This is a genomic window from Paenibacillus sp. JCM 18996, assembly GCF_055392555.1.
Genome location: NZ_AP043884.1, coordinates 2174959 through 2191775, shown reverse-complemented (window position 1 = coordinate 2191775; position 16817 = coordinate 2174959). Strand labels below are relative to the sequence as shown.

Here is a 16817-nt window from a genome sequence, read left to right as displayed (position 1 = left end):
TCAAGACGCTGCTTTTAACTCATTTGGTGACAGGTGAAAGGAGGTTACTATGGATATTTTTCAAAGGATTATGGAACACCGCGCAGAAAAGGAAAAAGTCAACTGGACAGGAACTTTCGGGGAATATCTGGACATTGTCAGGAAAAATCCAAGTGTAGCCAGAACCGCGCATACCCGGGTCTATGATATGATTGCATGGCATGGGGTGGTTGAGGAGAACGGAAGGAAGAAATATAAATTTTTTCAATCGGAAATTTTTGGGCTGGATTCGGCGATCGAGAAGCTGGTGGAGGAGTACTTCCACTCGGCGGCCAAACGGCTTGAGGTCAAGAAGCGGATTCTGCTGCTGATGGGTCCGGTCAGCGGCGGAAAGTCCACCATTGTCACGCTGCTCAAGAGGGGACTGGAACGGTACTCGCGTTCGGAGGAAGGCGCCATCTATGCCATAAAAGGATCCCCGATGCATGAAGAGCCGCTGCTGCTGATCCCGCATGAGCTTCGCCCGGAGATCGAGCGTGAGCTGGATGTGAAGATCGAAGGCAATCTGTCCCCCTACAGCCAAATGATGCTCAAAACCCAGTATGACGGGCGGATTGAAGATGTGCTGGTGGAGCGGATTTTTCTGTCGGAGGAGAACCGGATCGGGATCGGAACCTTTTCCCCCTCAGATCCGAAGTCCCAGGACATTGCCGACCTTACGGGCAGCATCGACTTTTCCACTATTACCGAGTACGGTTCGGAGTCGGATCCCCGAGCGTACCGTTTTGACGGGGAGCTGAACAAGGCCAACCGGGGGATGATGGAATTCCAGGAAATGCTGAAGTGCGACGAAAAGTTTCTGTGGAACCTGCTTTCCCTGACTCAGGAGGGCAATTTCAAAGCGGGCCGGTTCGCCCTGATCTCCGCGGATGAGCTCATCATCGCCCATACGAACGAATCCGAGTATAAATCTTTTATCTCCAACAAAAAGAACGAAGCGCTCCAATCGAGAATGATCGTCATGCCTATTCCTTACAATTTACGGGTGAGCGACGAAGAAAAAATTTACACCAAGCTGATCCGGCAGAGCGATATGTCCCAAATGCATATTGCGCCTCATGCGCTTAGGGCCGGGGCCATCTTCTCCATCTTGACCAGATTGAAGGAATCCAAGAAGCAGGGGATGGATCTCATCAAGAAGATGCGCATGTATGACGGTGAATCCGTCGAAGGCTACAAGGAAGCCGACCTGAAGGAAATGCAGAACGAATACTTGGAAGAAGGAATGACCGGTATCGACCCGCGGTATGTCATCAACCGGATTTCCACCGCTTTGATCCGCCAGGATCTTCAGTGCATTAACGCGCTGGATGTCCTGCGGGCGATGAAAGACGGGCTCGATCAGCATCCTTCCATTACGAAAGAGGAACGGGACCGTTATCTCAACTTTATTTCGGTGGCGCGAAAAGAGTATGACGAGCTGGCCAAAAAAGAAGTGCAGAAGGCGTTTGTCTATTCCTATGAGGAGTCGGCGAAAACGCTTTTTAACAACTACCTGGACAATATTGAGGCTTACTGCAACTGGGGCAAAATCAAGGATCCGCTGACCGGTGAAGAGGTCGATCCGGATGAAAGGCTTATGCGCTCCATCGAGGAACAGATCGGCATTTCCGAGAATGCGAAAAAAGCGTTTCGCGAAGAGATCCTGATCCGCATGTCTTCTTATTCGAGAAAGAGCAAAAAATTCAGCTACAGTTCCCATGAAAGGCTGCGGGAGGCGATCGAGAAGAAACTGTTCGTCGATTTGAAGGACGTCGTGAAAATCACGACCTCCACCAAGACGCCGGACGAAAGCCAACTGAAGAAGATCAACGAAGTGACACGCAGGCTGATTGACGAGCACGGATACTGCCCGGTCTGCTCCAACGAGCTGCTTCGGTATGTGGGAAGTTTGTTGAACCGGTAGGCGTGCACGGGCAGTGCGCGTCTGCAGCCGGGCTGCAGCGGTATAACCTTGCACAACTTGACTGATACCTTAGATGCGGGAATTTTATGAAGAGGCGTGGAAAGCCGCTGTGCATTTATGCGCAGCGGCTTTGTGCTTGTACGGGAAATTATGATTTTCGGCGGCTCTTAATAAAATGTTGCTTAATTCGATGAATTCGATAAACTTGTGGATAAGTGTGGGTTTAGCTACCATTCATTCGCCGGGAGAGCCGCTCGTTGGAATACATTAAATGGAAATCCTGAATCTAATTGGACTTTCGATATGGCCAGAACCCTCCAGTCAATTTTGCTGTTATAAATTTTGTATCCTGTATTGCTGAATCAGGCTGTTTCACTTGTCCAAATACCCATACACATTGCGTTTCCTGGAATAAATTAATAGGAAATCCATGGATGGGAAGGATTGGTGTCAATTTATGGGGTGCAGTTGCCGTAAGCAATGCAGATGTAAAAGACCAGGTCGACGCGGTTTTGTTTGTTCATGCAGCGCTTCGAACATTCGAAGGATTACACAAACGTTAGCCGGGGTGAGCGCTGTATATCGGGCGGATGCCGATTTGGAGTGCCAAGGTGCGTTATGCAGAGGAATTGACAGCGATATTATTTATGATTGGACGGCTGTGCCGCTGTCCGGTAATCTTCAGGTAGTGGGGGATACCCGAAAAATAGGGAATAACACTCTGGTCGTCAGAGGAACTGGAACATTGGATTTAAGCGTGACAGTTACCTTCCGTTGCAGGGTATTTGGCGGCGGATTTGAGGATTGCAGAAGAACGGCGAGCATGCGATTTACTCAAAATCCAACAGGAGCATTCAGAGCACGTGGAAATTATGCCGCACCTCTGCTCGCTCGTAAGACCACGCAGAAGACAATTCAGAAGCAGAAATAACTAAGGTTCGTAAAAAAGCCCTCTCTTCTCTTCATTGGGAGGGCTTTTCCTTTAACATATGCCATTATGGCACTTTTCTTGGTGGCAGCTTTTGAGCAATTTGCTATGCGCTTTCGCCGCCATAGGACTGTGAGAGCATCATTTCAGTCTCAGCTGCAGCCTTGCGAAACAATTCGTCTGCCAAAATGATTCGCTCAGCTATATCTTGTACGATTTTTACACCATATAGATTCTCCAGGGTTAATACAACTTCGACGGGAAAATCCCGAGACGCATGAACCAGAAAGCAGTCAGCTTGGAATGGAGTATAGATAATCCGGAGCACATCAACAAATGGGTTCAAAACATACTTTTGATAGTAAATCAACGACTCTAGAAAAAGCCCGCGTTTAGTATATTTGACCGCCCGAGCAAACTGAAGGGGGAAATCGGCCAATAATGATGCCGCACCGCGGGCGGTCCGTCCACGGAACATGGCGCTGTGAGTCGGGGTTCGGCCGCTGCTGCTTATTCCAGCTTCGCCCACTGCTCATAGCATTTGATCACGGCGCTCATGTCTTCATCGCCATATCCGACGTTGTTTGCGGTTTGAAACAGCTCTTTGACGGCTGCCAGCACAGGGGTGGGAATGTCGAGAGTATCCGCCAATCCCTTGGCCAGCTTCAAATCCTTCAGCATAAGGCGGGTCATGAACTGCGGCGAAAAGTCCCGGCTGAGCATTTTGGGTCCTTTGATTTCAGCCATTCCGCTCCGGGCGCCGCCTGCGGCCACAACTTCGAGAAACAGCGCAGGATCCAGACCGGATTTTCGGACCAGTGACAGGCTTTCGGAAAGCGCCATCAAATTGATTGCTGTCAGTGTATTATTTGCGAGCTTGGTCTTCGATCCGGATCCCTGGGCACCCATGTAGACCGCTTTTTTTCCCATCGCCTGAAATACGGGCTTGCAGCTTTCGAAAAGTGTTTGGTCCCCTCCCACAATAAAGGTCAGCTGAGCTTCCCTGGCTTGCGGTTCGCTGCCGGTCACCGGCGCATCCAGCATGAGCACGCCGATGTCTGCCAGGCACGCGGCCATTTCCACGCTGGTATCGGGAGAGATCGTGCTGCAGTCGACAAGGACGCGGGCTCCGGACTGCTGGCGAAGTGCTTGGGCGATTCCCTCGTTCCCGAGAATGACCTCTTTCACAGCACGGTCGTCGGAAAGCATGGTAATGACCAGCTCCGCCTTTTGGGCCGCTTCTCCGGGGGTATCGGCAATGATGACGGAAGGGCCCAAACCTTCGGTTTTCCGTCGGTCTCTGTTGAATACGGTCAGCTTGTAACCCGCTTTTAACAAATTCACAGCCATATGACGCCCCATCGTGCCTAAACCGATAAATGCGATTTCCATCTTCATGCCTCCGATCCAGAATTTTACACTCCACTTCATTATAACTTTACAAATCCGTGCCTTCAACGAATTTTGGTCAAGCCAGGCCGCGTTTATGCAAACAAGCCCAAATCCGGGCATTCGCCTCACTCTTTGGGCGCTGATATCATATACATAATATATAACAACTAGAGAAAGCGAGTGAGTTGAGAGATGACACAACAGCTTGAGCAGCATGCAGAAACACAACAGCAGGAAAGGCCTGTTTTCGGCCACGGCTTCGGGCACCACGGCTTCGGGCACGGATTTGGCCACGGATTTGGCCATGGCTTCGGCTCCTTGCTGCCGTTTTTCTTCCTGTCCCCCTGGTTGTACTCTTATCCATACTACAGCTACCCTTACTACGGTTATCCTTACTACGGTTATCCTTATTACGGCTATCCATATGGGTATCCATACTACGGCTACCCTTACTATTAAAAGCCAAAACGGAGCTGTCCCACAAATGGTTATGTCCTCTTGGGGACAGCTCCGTTTTGGGGGACAGCTCTTTTTTGCAAGCACGCGAACTTTACTAGCACGAGCCTCTCCCCATCCGCGTTGCGGCTGTGGATAAAATGTTGATAAGTTCGATAAATTTGTGGATAAGTGTTATTTAGAGATTTAGATACATTTATCCGGTGGAAGATGTTGTTTTATGAAAAACACTTCGTTTCCAATCTAGGGTCACCTTTGCGCGCACAGCGTTATATCGTGTAGGATGCCATTCTGTTACAGCGGGTCGTTGCCATCCAGTTTTCACCGGATGCCCCCCTGCTTTATTAAATGGAAATCGTGTATCTAATTTGACTTGGATATGGTGAGTGATGCATCTAAATGGAAAACATCCATCAAATTCAGTGGTTATTCTAATAATTGACCGGGATAGATGCAATTAACGGGCGATTTTCCATTTATATTGCTCGGAAAGCAATCAAACAGAGCAAATAGCAGCATATTTTCCCGTTAATCAAAGCAATGCAGCTTGCTCACCGCGCCATGCCCCACTTGAGCTGCCCCGATGCCCCTCTAAAATCGGTCTCGGTGCTCCTCTCCAGGCAGCCTCGATGCTTCCCGCCCTGCTTTCGAGATGATAACGGATGAATGTGTCGGGCGTCAAAAATAGAAAACGTCCCGCCTCCACTCGTAAGAATGGAAGGGGGACGTTCTTCGTCGCATGCTTTTCTAAGGTAAATGTATGAACGTGACCAGTCCCTATTATGAGAAACAGGTCTCTGTCTTTATTGACACATATGGTGATTGTGTTCCACGTTAGGATGGTTCCTTCCTGTGTGCGGCTTTCTTGCCCGTTAGGATGTTCCGTTTAAATTGGCTCAGCTGCCTGCCCTCAGGCTGCCTTTCTCTTTATACTGCTTTATTGTTTATTCGCCTGAACGGAGCCCTGGAAATATTCTTCCAAAGTGACTCCTTTGGCTGCTATCTCTTTGGCCGTGTCGATGCCGACATAACGAACGTGCCAAGGCTCATAGTTATAACCAGTGACAGATTCTTTCCCTTTAGGATAGCGGATGATGAATCCGTAGGCAGGCGCGTGCTCCGCGAGCCAATTGGCCTCCGGGGTTTGTCCGAAGGACTCCTCAAGACCGAAATTGACGCTTGGGCTGGAGACGTCGATCGCGAGGCCGGTCTGATGTTCGCTGGTGCCGGGTTGGGCGCTGTACTGCAGCGCGTGCTGCTGTCCCTGAGTGCGTACATAGTTGTTGAACAGAGCCTTCTGCGTGGCATAGGACCGGTAAGCCGACACTCCGTACAGCTTCACTCCGTCCTTTTGGGCCGCGGCAAAAAGCTTTTCCAACGCTTTGGCGGCTTCTGCGCGCATGAGCCGTTTCTCGCTTTTTTCATTGAAGGAAAAAGGAATGCCCGGCTCCACCAGATCGGCAGGGCTATATCCTTCGGGCAGGGCCCGCTTCTTGTTGACCACCACAAGCCGGTCGTCCGCGTTGGTCACTATATCGACCCCGTTAGATCCGGCGGTTACCGTATCTTTAAGAGAGGGCAGCACGGTGACCGGCACCTCTTTGGCGGCCCCCGCGTATTTTACCGTCACGACGGCCGAGCTGCCGGTTTTGGCCTCTGCCGGTACCTTAACGGTCCCGTCCGTTGAAACCTCCACAGCCGCCGGATTGCTCGAGCTGATCTGCGCTTCCGCGGCCTGCAGCTCCCGCCGGTGATTGGCCGCATCGACGGAATACACTTTGAGCGCCGATTTGGCTCCCGGAGCCAGGATCAGGGAGGAAGGCTCGGCCGCGATCGAAGCGGTGCCGCTGACGGTTGACGAAGGGGGGGACACTGGAGAGCCTCCCCCTGCGCCTGTATTGCAGCCTGTAAGTGACAGGCAGATAAAGGACGACAAAAATAGGGCGGAATACTTTTTAATCACAATGAAACCTCCGAATGTTTGTTTGCATGATGGAATCTCTTCATTATAACAAAACGTCAGGGAATAATAAATTTTTCGAACCAGGAAGTATTCCCTTTTAATCGAAATTTGATACAATTATATACATATGGCCATTATGAAAACGCTTTAAAGTCCTGCGTGACCGAAAAGGAGCATTAAACTTGAAAGGCATTTTGCAAAGGCATCGTTGGCTTCGCTTTGCTGTAACCGTTGTGCTGATTATAATCATGCTTCCTCTATCCCAGATCATTACCGTCCAAGGTGAAGCAGGCAACCCGAAATTCGTGATGCTCCGGCTGGAGGATATCGGGCCGGGGGGACAATACGACTCTTTGGAGAATGTGGGAAAACTGCGTACGGTATTGGAATATCTGAGCGAGCATGGCGTAGTTTACCACCTGGCGGTCGTTCCCAAATGGATCCACTTCACCGAACAAGGACAGCGGATGGAGCGCTCTCTGGATCAGCTGTCGGATCCTTATATCCGGTCCTTTAATAAGCTGCTGGCGCAAGCCGTACAATCCGGCGCTTCGCTCGGCCTGCACGGTGATACGCATCAGGCGGGCGACACGGTGAGGCAGGACGGGCACCATGAAACGGGGATAGGGAACGAGTTCTACGTCCCCGATCTGGCTGAGACCTCCACTCCGGAATTTGCCGACCGAAGGATCAAGGAAGGGCTGGGCATTATGGCCTCCGCCGGTTTGCAGCCGCGTTTTTGGGAAGCGCCGCATTACCGTACGACAGCCGCCCAGGATAAAGTTTTCCGCAGCTATTTCGGAATGAATTACCAGGCCGATATGCAGGCAGGCCCGCAGCCCGAAGTGCGGTATATAACCCAGCAAAACAAAGGATTCGGCGCCCCCTCCTCCGGTGCGGTTTATGTGCCCACCCCTTTTTCGTATATTGCTTACAACAAGGACGAGAAGGCGATTTTCAAGCTGATTGATAATAAAAAGAATAAAAATTTGCCATCCTTCTTCTTTCATCCTTTTCTGGAATTCAAGCACCTGGTTCCCGTGCTTGACGGTCAAGGGGAACCAGTGATGCGGGACGGCCTGCCGGAATACAGATATGAGGGATCTAACCACAGCGTCCTGCAGAAGCTGATTTCCGGGCTGAAAGAAAGGGAATACAAATTCTATACGATACACGACTATGTGCCTTTCACGCCGGCCCATACGGTTCAAGTAGCGGCGGACAAAGACTTCAAGCTGCTGGCCGGCGACGTGACCGGAAACGGGCAGGCGGATCTTGTTGTTTGGGATGCCGCGTCGGGCAGCATTCGCGTCACGGAAGGCCATTTTAAAGGGCCTCGCAACGAAACCCAGCCCGCGCCGTCAGTGTGGGCATCGGTACCCTACAAGCAGGGCTGCGCATTCGCATTGGCGGATTTGAACGGGGACGGCCGCGCGGATCTGTTGATCGGCACTGCCGAAGGGGCGATTAACATTTATTTGTCCGATAAGGGGAAGTTTGTTTTCTATCGCTCCGTGAAAGTAAGCCAGTCCGGTTGGTCGGACCTCTTCGCGGTCCGAAAGCCTGGAGGAACATGGCTGATAGCCGGGCAATCCCTGGACCAGACCCAACTGCAGGGAGCCCTTATCGGCATGGAGCAGGCGTCTGCTGTGCGGCCTTATCGTTTTAAATCCGCCGGGACGAGAAGCATCCAGCCCCGCCAAACGGACGATCCGGAGCGGCAGACTTTGTTTGTTTCACAAAAAGGCCGCTCCAGCGGGATCGAGATGGACTATGAGGACAGCAGCCAGAAGTGGACGGTGAAGAAGGTTTCGCTGCCTATTCCAATTGAGGACGGCGACTTGATACTGGGCGATTTCAATGGAGACGGAAGAGAAGACGCATTCCGCTGGGATCCGGTCGAACTCAAAGGTAAGATATACTGCCGCAACGAATATGGAGAGTATAATCTGCTTTCCCGCTTCGGGCCGTGGGACTCGCCCGGCGGCGCATTGATTACAGCGGATTTTGACGGAAACGGAGAAATGGACATCGCCGCAGTCCATGTCCAGGAGAAAACGGTCAATATCGCTCTGTCGTTCCAAAGCAGAAAACAGCCTTAGGAAACGTCAAGCCGCAGGAGCCGAAACAGCCGTACAAGCCAAAAAACCGCCGAAAGCACGGCGGTTTTTTGAGCCGGTCCCTAGGTCAGACCGAAGATTTTCTGCCCATAAGAAGCATGACTACGAACAGGATCAGGAATAAGAAGAACAGTACCTTGGCGATTCCTGCGGCTGCTGTGGCAACCCCGAAGAATCCGAAGAATCCGGCGATAATAGCGACAATCAGGAATAAAAATGCCCATCTTAACATGTGAATTCCTCCTTTTTCATTTTCATCTCTAGATATATGGTGTGAAATGTTGTAAACGATTATAATGTGTTTCCGTCCTTGCCAGACATATACAGTCCGGCCGGCGGTACGACGACTTCGTCGCGCTCAGCGGTACGCTGGAGGCTCGGGCCTTCTCCGTCCGTGTAACGGTCAGACCAGGCGGTAATCAGGATTCTTCCCTTGTCCAATTCGCGTTCATATCTTTCCGCTTCCTCCTTGGACAAACCGAGCGACTCCAATTTGGCCCTCAATTTATCGCCTTGGGAGCGGAACAAGTTGGCAAGAGCGGTCATAACGCCTTCTTGATTAATGCCGATCTCGCTGGCTTGCGTCAGCTTCACCAAACCTTCGGTTTGTTCATTGTCATGGGCCAGAACATAAATCTCGTCATTGGCGTAGCCCTGCGTCTGGAAATAACGTATTTGCTTCAACGCTTCCTCTTCGGTTTTGGCCAATTTGATCCTTGCGTCCGTGTGTTCCATTGTTTATCCCTCCTTCATTGCATTGTTGACTTTCAAGTTGACTGGCTTGCCTATTCTTAACCTGCCCCTGGCGGCGGTGAAACAGCCGTGAAAAAACGTTTCATAAAGCTGTAAAACGGGTAATGTCATTTATTAATGGTTGCAAAAAGGTTATAATTAATAAAATGAGTTCAGTATCGATTGAACCGGCTTTTTGCGGTGGGAGGAGGGTATCCGAAACTATCGCCGAAAGCTCTATATAAACCTTGCAACAAGCGTTTCTACTGCCAGTAGACAAAAGGAGCAAGCTTGCTATGAATATCTTTATTGTGGATGACAATCCGGTCAATTTAATTGTGATAGAGAAAATATTGAAAAACGCGGGGTATAAAAACCTGATGAAGGCATCGTCCGCGGTGGAAATGCTGCAGACGCTCGAAAGCGGGACTCCGTCCGGTCTCTCCGTCGATTTGATCCTGATGGATATGATGATGCCCGAAATCGACGGGATTGAAGCGACGAAGCGCATTCAACTGATGGACCAATTCAAGGACATTCCGATTATCATCATTACGGCCATGGGCGACTCCATCAAGCTTGCGGAAGCGCTGGAAGCCGGTGCGATCGACTACGTAATGAAGCCGGTCAACAAAATCGAACTGATCGCCCGCATTCGCGTAGCCCTCCGGCTGAAATACGAGAAGGATTGGCACAAAGAGAACGAGCAAAGAATCCGCACTGAGCTTGAATTGGCAAAAAAGGTGCAGAGCAGCGTGCTAAGCCTACCCATGCACACGGAGGCCATCGACATATCCGCCTCTTACAATCCTTCCTACGAGCTCGCCGGGGATTTGTACACCTGGTATAAGATAGATGACCACCGATACGGGATCCTCCTGCTCGATATAATGGGACACGGTATTTCTTCGTCCCTCGTCTGTATGTTTATTTCTTCGGTGCTTCAGGATGTGATTACCCGCTATGTTTCTCCTGAACTTGTCATTGCCGAATTAAACCGATACATGAATCAGCTGAATAAGAACGGCACAAGCTTGAAGTATTATTTTACCGCAATCTATCTGGTGATTGACACAGAGTCCAAAACCATCGATTATGTGAACGCAGGGCATCCTCCGGGCTTGCTTCTGGAAGAGGGCAAGCCTCCGGTCCGGCTTAATCTGGGATCCTGCGCGGTCGGATTCTTCGACCAAATGGAAATACATCAGGGAACCCTTGATTACAACAAGGATTTTCGCCTGTTTCTGTACACGGACGGGCTGCTTGAGGCCATCGAGGTAGAGGGGGAAGAAAGCGAAGAGACTCTGCTGCGTTTTCTGCAGAGCATCGGCCCGGAACCGGACGTAGAGAAGATAATGGACGAGCTGCTCCCCATCGAGATCCGACAGCAGCAGCAGGATGATATTTGCATGGTGCTCATAGGGGCAAAGTAATCCGAGACAAAGGAGGGGAACTGCGGCATGAAGATGTCAACAAAACTGTTTGTAGGTTTTGGACTGCTTCTGGTATTGATGCTGATTATGGCCAGCCTGGGCATAAATCAGCTCAGCAAGACAAAAAAAGAGATGGAGCAGGATTACGTTATCCATTATCAGAAAGTCCGCGAAGCCGAACATGTGCAGAGCGACGTTATGAATATAGCAAAATATTTAGCGAATTTACTGCTCGCGGATTCCCCCGACTCTGCGAATTCCGCGAAATCCGCGGACTTGATCAAGCAATCGCTTCAATCCCTGATTAATGGTATTAATGTGCTTGGCGAAAGCGGAACGGATAATACCGAAAGCCAGCTTATCCATATGATCAAGGCAAACGGGGACAAGTATTCGTCCTATGTGAATGATGCGGTCAATCTCTCTCTGGCAGGCAAGAAGGAAGAAGCAGGCCAGCTTCGCAGCCAGGAGGGCTTAAAGCTTCAGGATGAGCTGCTCGTCTCACTCGACCGTCTTAACAAATTCGAAGACAAGTCCATGACTAACGGAATAGAGAGCTTTAAAGTCAATAACAAGACGACTTTGATGATGACCGCCAGCTTGATGCTCATTTCCCTGTTGTTAGGTATAGCGGTCATGTTCTGGATCATGATGAGTCAAAGCAGAGGCCTTAACACTCTTTCCAGCATGATCACCAGCTTTGAGAAAAACGGATTCGACCGGAACATCCGGATCCATACGAACTTGAAGGACGAGTACGGCGAGATCGCCCAGGTATTCAACCGGCTGGCCGACAGTCTGGAAGAATCGCTCAACAAAGAACGCACCGCCAGCAAAATCAACGAAGAGCAGGCATGGATCAAAACCAACTTGAGCAATATTTATTTCCAGATCCAAGGGAAATATGATTTGACGGAGATTGCCAGGCTGTTTGTCGCGGAGACGGCATCCATGATCGGAGCCCACCATGGCGCATTCTACCTCGCGGAACAAGAAGGCAGAGAAAGGTATCTCGCCTTGGGCGCTTCATATGCCTTGGAGTCCGGTCGGGAGAACGAGGCTGCCCGGCGTTTCTCGTTCGGCGAGGGCTTGATCGGACAAGCCGCGGAGGACGGCCGGCGGATAATGATTGACGATGTGCCGGGCAATTATATTAAAGTCCGCTCATCGTTTGGCGAAATCGAGCCTGCCAGCCTGTACATCCAGCCGATCCATTCCGAGGACCGGGTAGTCGGCGTGTTCGAATTCGCGTCTTTCAGGAAATTCACGGCAGTGGAGATCGACCTTCTTGAGCAGTTGTCCGAAGTCATGGCCGTCATTATCAGTTCCGCCAAGTCCAGAACGAAAATTGAAGAGCTTTTGAAATCTTCCCAGGCTCTGACCGAAGAGCTGCAGACGAATTCCGAGGAGCTGCTTGCCCAACAGGAGGAGCTCCGCGCGTCCAACGAAAAACTGGAAGAACAGACCGAGGCGCTAAGGGCTTCGGAGGAGCTGCTGCAGCGGCAGCAGGAGGAGCTCGAGCACAGCAACGGAGAGCTGCTGGAAAAAACCAGGCTGCTGGAGCACCAGGTTAAGGAAACGGAAGCAATCAACGAACAGATGCTTCAGGCCAAAACTTCTTTGGAAAAGCAGGCAGTCGATCTCGCTTTGTCTTCCAAATACAAGTCGGAGTTCCTTGCCAATATGTCGCATGAATTAAGGACGCCTCTGAACAGTATGCTCATTCTCTCCCAAATGCTCCACGAGAACAAGGAAGGCAATTTAACGGAGAAGCAGGTTGAGTATGCCCAAACCATTCATGCCTCGGGCAACGACTTATTAAGGTTGATTGACGATGTGCTGGATTTGTCGAAAGTGGAAGCCGGCCGGATGGCTGTGAATAAGGAGTTTGTCCTCGTTAAAGATATAACCGATGTGATGAAGAGGGCTTTTGCCCCGGTGGCGAAGCAGAATAAGGTTGATTTCGAAGTTATCGTCGATGAAAATCTGCCGGAAACGGTGTACACGGACAATATGAGAATTCAGCAGATTCTCAAAAATCTTCTGTCCAACGCCTTTAAGTTCACACATTCCGGAAGCGTCAGATTACACGTTTATCACATAAAAGTGCCGGACAAAGGAATCGCTTTTGCCGTGAAAGATACAGGAATCGGCGTGCCGGCGTCCAAACAAAGGATGATCTTCGAGGCGTTTCAGCAGGCGGACGGCACCACGAGCCGGATCTATGGAGGAACCGGCTTGGGATTGTCCATATCCAAGGAGCTGGCGGAGCTGCTTGGTGGAACCATAGTGCTGAAAAGCGAAGAAGGCAAAGGAAGCACCTTCACCTTGATCCTGCCGGAGAGCCATGTGGATATGATGTCCATAGTGCAGGATGAAGTCGCGGCCGCGGAAGAATCGACGCTTTCCATGCGCAGCCCCGAGCCGGGCCTCAAGCTTTCGATTCTTCCAAAGCAGGAACATGCACAGCAGCCGGCAGCCCCGCAAATCGAAGACGACAGAGATAAGCTTGAGGCCAATGACAAGGTCGTTCTTATTATCGAAGACGATGTCCACTTCGCCAAGGTCGTGTTGGATATGGCCCGAACCAAAGGCTTCAAGGGAGTCGTAGCGCTGGAAGGCGGCACCGGAATGCAGATGGTAAGGGAATACAAGCCGGACGCGATTATTCTGGACATTCAATTGCCAGTCGTTGACGGCTGGTCCATTCTCGTTCATCTGAAGAACGATGCTTCCACACGCCACATTCCTGTGCATGTCATATCTGTCATGGATGAGATTCAGCAGGGCTTGTCGCTGGGAGCGATCGCTTACCTGCAGAAGCCGCTGAGCCGGGACAGCCTGGAGCAGGTGTTCTCCCAATTGGAATCTTTCATGAACAAGAAGCTGAAAAAGCTGCTCATCCTGCAGGACGACCCGAATCAGATGAGCGCTTTGGTGGAGCTGATCAGCCACGACGATGTGAAGATTATCACGGTGTCGGAAAAGGAACAAGCCCTGTCCGAACTGGAGAAGCAGCAATATGATTGCATGGTGATCGATTACAGCCTCGGCAATTCCTCGACGTTCGAACTGCTTGACGCGATCCACTCTCATAGGCGGTTACACCGGTTGCCGGTCATTATTTACACTGGAAAAGACCTGCATCAGAGGGAGAGGCTCCGTCTAAAGAAATATGCCGAGTCCATCATTATTAAAGATGTGAAATCGCCGGAACGGCTGCTTGACGAGACCGTATTGTTCCTCCACCGAGTGGAAGAAGCGCTGCCTGACGAGAAAAAGCAAATTCTCGAACAGCTGCGGAACAAGGAAACGATTTTTGCCGGGAAGAAAGCGTTGATTGTTGACGACGATATCCGTAACGTGTTCGCTCTTTCTCATCTGCTCGAAGGCTACGATATGGAAGTTCGGTTTGCTGAAACCGGACGCCAGGCGTTGGACGCTTTAAACGAGGAGCCTCGTGTCGATATTATTTTAATGGACATGATGATGCCTGAGATGGATGGCTATGAGGCGATGCGCGAGATCAGGGACAAGCCTCAATTGGAAAAAGTGCCGATTATCGCGCTGACAGCCAAAGCGATGAAGGACGACCGTGATAAATGCATTTCCGCAGGCGCCTCCGACTATATCACGAAGCCTATCAATAACGAGCAGCTGCTTTCTCTGATGAGGGTATGGCTGTTTAAATAAATTCGCTTAAGCTGTTTGTGGATCAGGAAATTCGGGTCATAATCAGTGAGCAGGAAGGAGGATGGGGGTGAAGCAAAGCGTGATGTCGATCCTGGACCGGAATTTTAGCGATCAGGTTTTTAACGAGAAGGAACGGATAGAGATCTGGCTTCTGCTTGAAGGAGTCTACCGTGTGTACGGGTATGATTTTCGGAATTACGCCTATCCATCCATTCGCCGAAGAATTCTTCACCGGGTCCAAGCGGAGAAACTGCCGACCGTCTCGGCGCTGCAAGCCAAGGTGCTGCATGACAGGAACTGTCTGGACCGCCTGATGTCGGATCTCGTCATTCATGTGACCGATTTATTCCGCGATCCGAGTTTTTTTCAAGCCTTCCGCCTGTTGGTCGTGCCCTTGCTGCGAGATTATACGAACATCAGGATATGGCATGCCGGCTGTTCGACGGGGGAAGAGGCATACTCCATGGCCATACTTCTTCATGAGGAAGGTTTATACGACAAGACGACGATATATGCGACAGATATCAATGAGGAAGTACTTCATATCGCCGAACTCGGCACCTACCCGCTGAAGAATATGAAGAACTACACACGAAATTACTTGCTAGCCGGAGGGAACGACTCTTTTTCCAAGTATTACAGCGCATCCTACGAATCGGCTTCCTTTCACCCGTTCCTGAAGAAGAATATCGTGTTCGCCCAGCACAACCTGGTGACGGACCGGTCTTTTAACGAATTCCATGCGATTCTCTGCCGCAATGTTATGATCTACTTCGATTTGGAGCTTCAGAACCGCGTGCATGAGCTGTTCTATGACAGCTTGTCCGACTCGGGGATTCTGGCGCTCGGCAGCAAAGAGTCGATTAACTTTTCCAGCAGGGCCTCATGTTATGAGATCCTTGACAACAAGGAGAAGATATATCGTAAAATGAAGTAAGAGGTAAGTCAGAGAGAGAATAGGAGAAATATATGACTTGGGACGATCCGATAAATATTTTACTCGTAGACGACCAGATGGAAAACTTGCTTGCTCTTGAAGCGGTTCTGTCGGACCAGGACTATCGGCTGGTCAAAGCTCAATCCGGGGAAGAAGCGCTTCGCTGCCTGCTCAAGGATGATTTTGCGGTGATCGTACTGGATATACAGATGCCCGGCATGGATGGCTTTGAGACGGCCAAATGGATCAAGTCGAGAGAAAAATCGAGATCAATCCCCATCATCTTCATTACCGCGGCGGCGCACGAGAAGGAGCATTCATTCACGGCTTACTCCGTCGGCGCGATAGATTATATGGTGAAGCCTTTCGTGCCGGAAATACTAAGGTCCAAAATCGAAGGCTTCGTCAGTATGTACCTGGTGCAGAAAAAGCTGCAGCTCCAGACGCACCTGCTTAATCAGCGCAGTCTCGAGCTTATGCAGGCCAAAGAGGCCGCTGAGACGGCTTCAAGGGTGAAGTCTGAATTTCTCGCGGTGATCAGCCATGAAATCCGCACGCCCCTGAACGGGGTGATGGCTATGGCCGACCTGCTGCTGGAAACCGAGCTGAACGAGGAACAAAAGGATTACGCGGAGACGATACACAAGAGCGGCGCGGCTTTGCTGTTTATTCTTAATAATATCCTGGACCTGACCAAAATCGAATCGGGCAAAATGGAGCTGGCCAAAGAACCGTTCGACCTGCGCTCCTGTTTGGAGGAGACGGTGCATATGTTTCAGGTGGAGAGCCGCAAAAGGTCCGTTGAGATTGAATATGATCTCGATCCCTCTCTGCCTGCCGTACTTCTGGGCGATGAAGCGAGGCTTCGTCAGATTTTCATCAATCTGATCGGCAACGCGCTTAAATTCACGGAGAGCGGCGGCGTGTATATCACTTCAACCAAGCTGGGGGAAGCCGACGGGAGCGTATCCATCGAGTTTAAAGTGAGGGACACGGGGATCGGAATACCCAAGGATAAGCAGGCTCAGCTGTTCAAGCCTTTTACGCAGGTGGATTCGTCCATGACCCGCAAATACGGCGGTACGGGGCTTGGGCTGGCGATATGCAAAAATCTGGTTGAGCTGATGAATGGTTCGATTTCCGTCGATTCTTTGGAACAGCAAGGCACGACATTTACTTTTAAGGTGGAAGTGTCCTGCTTGAATGAGGATTGCTGAC

At 50.6% G+C, this 16817-nt stretch carries 13 protein-coding genes; 8 read left to right on the top strand and 5 right to left on the bottom strand.

Annotated elements, in window-relative coordinates; all coding sequences use genetic code 11:
- Positions 1 to 49 precede the first annotated feature (49 nt).
- Both ACZ5N7_RS10840 and ACZ5N7_RS10835 read left to right on the top strand, forming a co-directional pair.
- Positions 50 to 1945: a PrkA family serine protein kinase gene (locus tag ACZ5N7_RS10840; protein WP_464654189.1), complete on the top strand. Its 1896-nt coding sequence runs from the start codon at positions 50 to 52 to the stop codon at positions 1943 to 1945.
- Between the two features lie 598 nt (positions 1946 to 2543).
- Positions 2544 to 2876, top strand: a complete 333-nt coding sequence (locus tag ACZ5N7_RS10835; protein WP_464654188.1) for a hypothetical protein — start codon at positions 2544 to 2546, stop codon at positions 2874 to 2876.
- A gap of 103 nt (positions 2877 to 2979) precedes the next feature.
- On the opposite strand, the gene ACZ5N7_RS10830 is transcribed toward ACZ5N7_RS10835, so the two are convergent.
- A complete protein-coding gene (locus ACZ5N7_RS10830) occupies positions 2980 to 3402 on the bottom strand; it encodes a hypothetical protein (protein WP_464654187.1) in 423 nt (140 codons plus the stop codon).
- Positions 3384 to 4265, bottom strand: a complete 882-nt coding sequence (locus tag ACZ5N7_RS10825; RefSeq protein WP_464654186.1) for an NAD(P)-dependent oxidoreductase — start codon at positions 4263 to 4265, stop codon at positions 3384 to 3386. The genes ACZ5N7_RS10830 and ACZ5N7_RS10825 overlap by 19 nt, the downstream gene beginning before the upstream one ends.
- A gap of 192 nt (positions 4266 to 4457) precedes the next feature.
- Here ACZ5N7_RS10825 and ACZ5N7_RS10820 point away from each other — a divergent pair, with 192 nt between their 5' ends.
- The gene (locus tag ACZ5N7_RS10820) at positions 4458 to 4724 is read left to right on the top strand and encodes a hypothetical protein (protein WP_464654185.1); all 267 of its coding nucleotides are present in this window, start codon (positions 4458 to 4460) and stop codon (positions 4722 to 4724) included.
- A 934-nt stretch (positions 4725 to 5658) separates the two neighbouring features.
- On the opposite strand, the gene ACZ5N7_RS10815 is transcribed toward ACZ5N7_RS10820, so the two are convergent.
- Positions 5659 to 6684: a M15 family metallopeptidase gene (locus ACZ5N7_RS10815; protein ID WP_464654184.1), complete on the bottom strand. Its 1026-nt coding sequence runs from the start codon at positions 6682 to 6684 to the stop codon at positions 5659 to 5661.
- 182 nt (positions 6685 to 6866) lie between these two features.
- On the opposite strand from ACZ5N7_RS10815, the gene ACZ5N7_RS10810 reads away from it, so the two are divergent.
- Positions 6867 to 8786, top strand: a complete 1920-nt coding sequence (locus tag ACZ5N7_RS10810; protein WP_464654183.1) for a DUF2334 domain-containing protein — start codon at positions 6867 to 6869, stop codon at positions 8784 to 8786.
- Between the two features lie 85 nt (positions 8787 to 8871).
- Here ACZ5N7_RS10810 and ACZ5N7_RS10805 read toward each other — a convergent pair whose 3' ends face one another.
- Both ACZ5N7_RS10805 and ACZ5N7_RS10800 read right to left on the bottom strand, forming a co-directional pair.
- Positions 8872 to 9036, bottom strand: coding sequence for a DUF1328 domain-containing protein (locus ACZ5N7_RS10805; protein WP_464654182.1), 165 nt, complete (start codon positions 9034 to 9036; stop codon positions 8872 to 8874).
- Positions 9037 to 9095: 59 nt separating this feature from the next.
- Positions 9096 to 9539: a YflT domain-containing protein gene (locus ACZ5N7_RS10800; RefSeq protein WP_464654181.1), complete on the bottom strand. Its 444-nt coding sequence runs from the start codon at positions 9537 to 9539 to the stop codon at positions 9096 to 9098.
- Between the two features lie 293 nt (positions 9540 to 9832).
- Here ACZ5N7_RS10800 and ACZ5N7_RS10795 point away from each other — a divergent pair, with 293 nt between their 5' ends.
- From ACZ5N7_RS10795 to ACZ5N7_RS10780, 4 genes are all read left to right on the top strand, one after another.
- Positions 9833 to 10969 (top strand): PP2C family protein-serine/threonine phosphatase, encoded by a 1137-nt coding sequence (locus ACZ5N7_RS10795; protein ID WP_464654180.1) that lies wholly within the window; start codon positions 9833 to 9835, stop codon positions 10967 to 10969.
- A 27-nt stretch (positions 10970 to 10996) separates the two neighbouring features.
- Complete coding sequence (locus ACZ5N7_RS10790) at positions 10997 to 14662, top strand: response regulator (RefSeq protein WP_464654179.1); 3666 nt, start codon at positions 10997 to 10999, stop codon at positions 14660 to 14662.
- Positions 14663 to 14744: 82 nt separating this feature from the next.
- A complete protein-coding gene (locus tag ACZ5N7_RS10785) occupies positions 14745 to 15599 on the top strand; it encodes a CheR family methyltransferase (protein ID WP_464659235.1) in 855 nt (284 codons plus the stop codon).
- 32 nt (positions 15600 to 15631) lie between these two features.
- Positions 15632 to 16816: a response regulator gene (locus ACZ5N7_RS10780; RefSeq protein ID WP_464654178.1), complete on the top strand. Its 1185-nt coding sequence runs from the start codon at positions 15632 to 15634 to the stop codon at positions 16814 to 16816.
- The last annotated feature ends 1 nt before the right edge of the window (position 16817 follow it).

Bases quoted from the DNA above. Each gene is read 5' to 3' on its own strand.
- ACZ5N7_RS10785 (WP_464659235.1), top strand. From the start codon at position 14,745: ATGTCGATCCTGGACCGGAATTTTAGCGATCAGGTTTTTAACGAGAAG.
- ACZ5N7_RS10805 (WP_464654182.1), bottom strand. From the start codon at position 9,036: ATGTTAAGATGGGCATTTTTATTCCTGATTGTCGCTATTATCGCCGGA.
- ACZ5N7_RS10790 (WP_464654179.1), top strand. From the start codon at position 10,997: ATGAAGATGTCAACAAAACTGTTTGTAGGTTTTGGACTGCTTCTGGTA.
- ACZ5N7_RS10795 (WP_464654180.1), top strand. From the start codon at position 9,833: ATGAATATCTTTATTGTGGATGACAATCCGGTCAATTTAATTGTGATA.
- ACZ5N7_RS10800 (WP_464654181.1), bottom strand. From the start codon at position 9,539: ATGGAACACACGGACGCAAGGATCAAATTGGCCAAAACCGAAGAGGAA.
- ACZ5N7_RS10820 (WP_464654185.1), top strand. From the start codon at position 4,458: ATGACACAACAGCTTGAGCAGCATGCAGAAACACAACAGCAGGAAAGG.
- ACZ5N7_RS10840 (WP_464654189.1), top strand. From the start codon at position 50: ATGGATATTTTTCAAAGGATTATGGAACACCGCGCAGAAAAGGAAAAA.
- ACZ5N7_RS10825 (WP_464654186.1), bottom strand. From the start codon at position 4,265: ATGGAAATCGCATTTATCGGTTTAGGCACGATGGGGCGTCATATGGCT.
- ACZ5N7_RS10780 (WP_464654178.1), top strand. From the start codon at position 15,632: ATGACTTGGGACGATCCGATAAATATTTTACTCGTAGACGACCAGATG.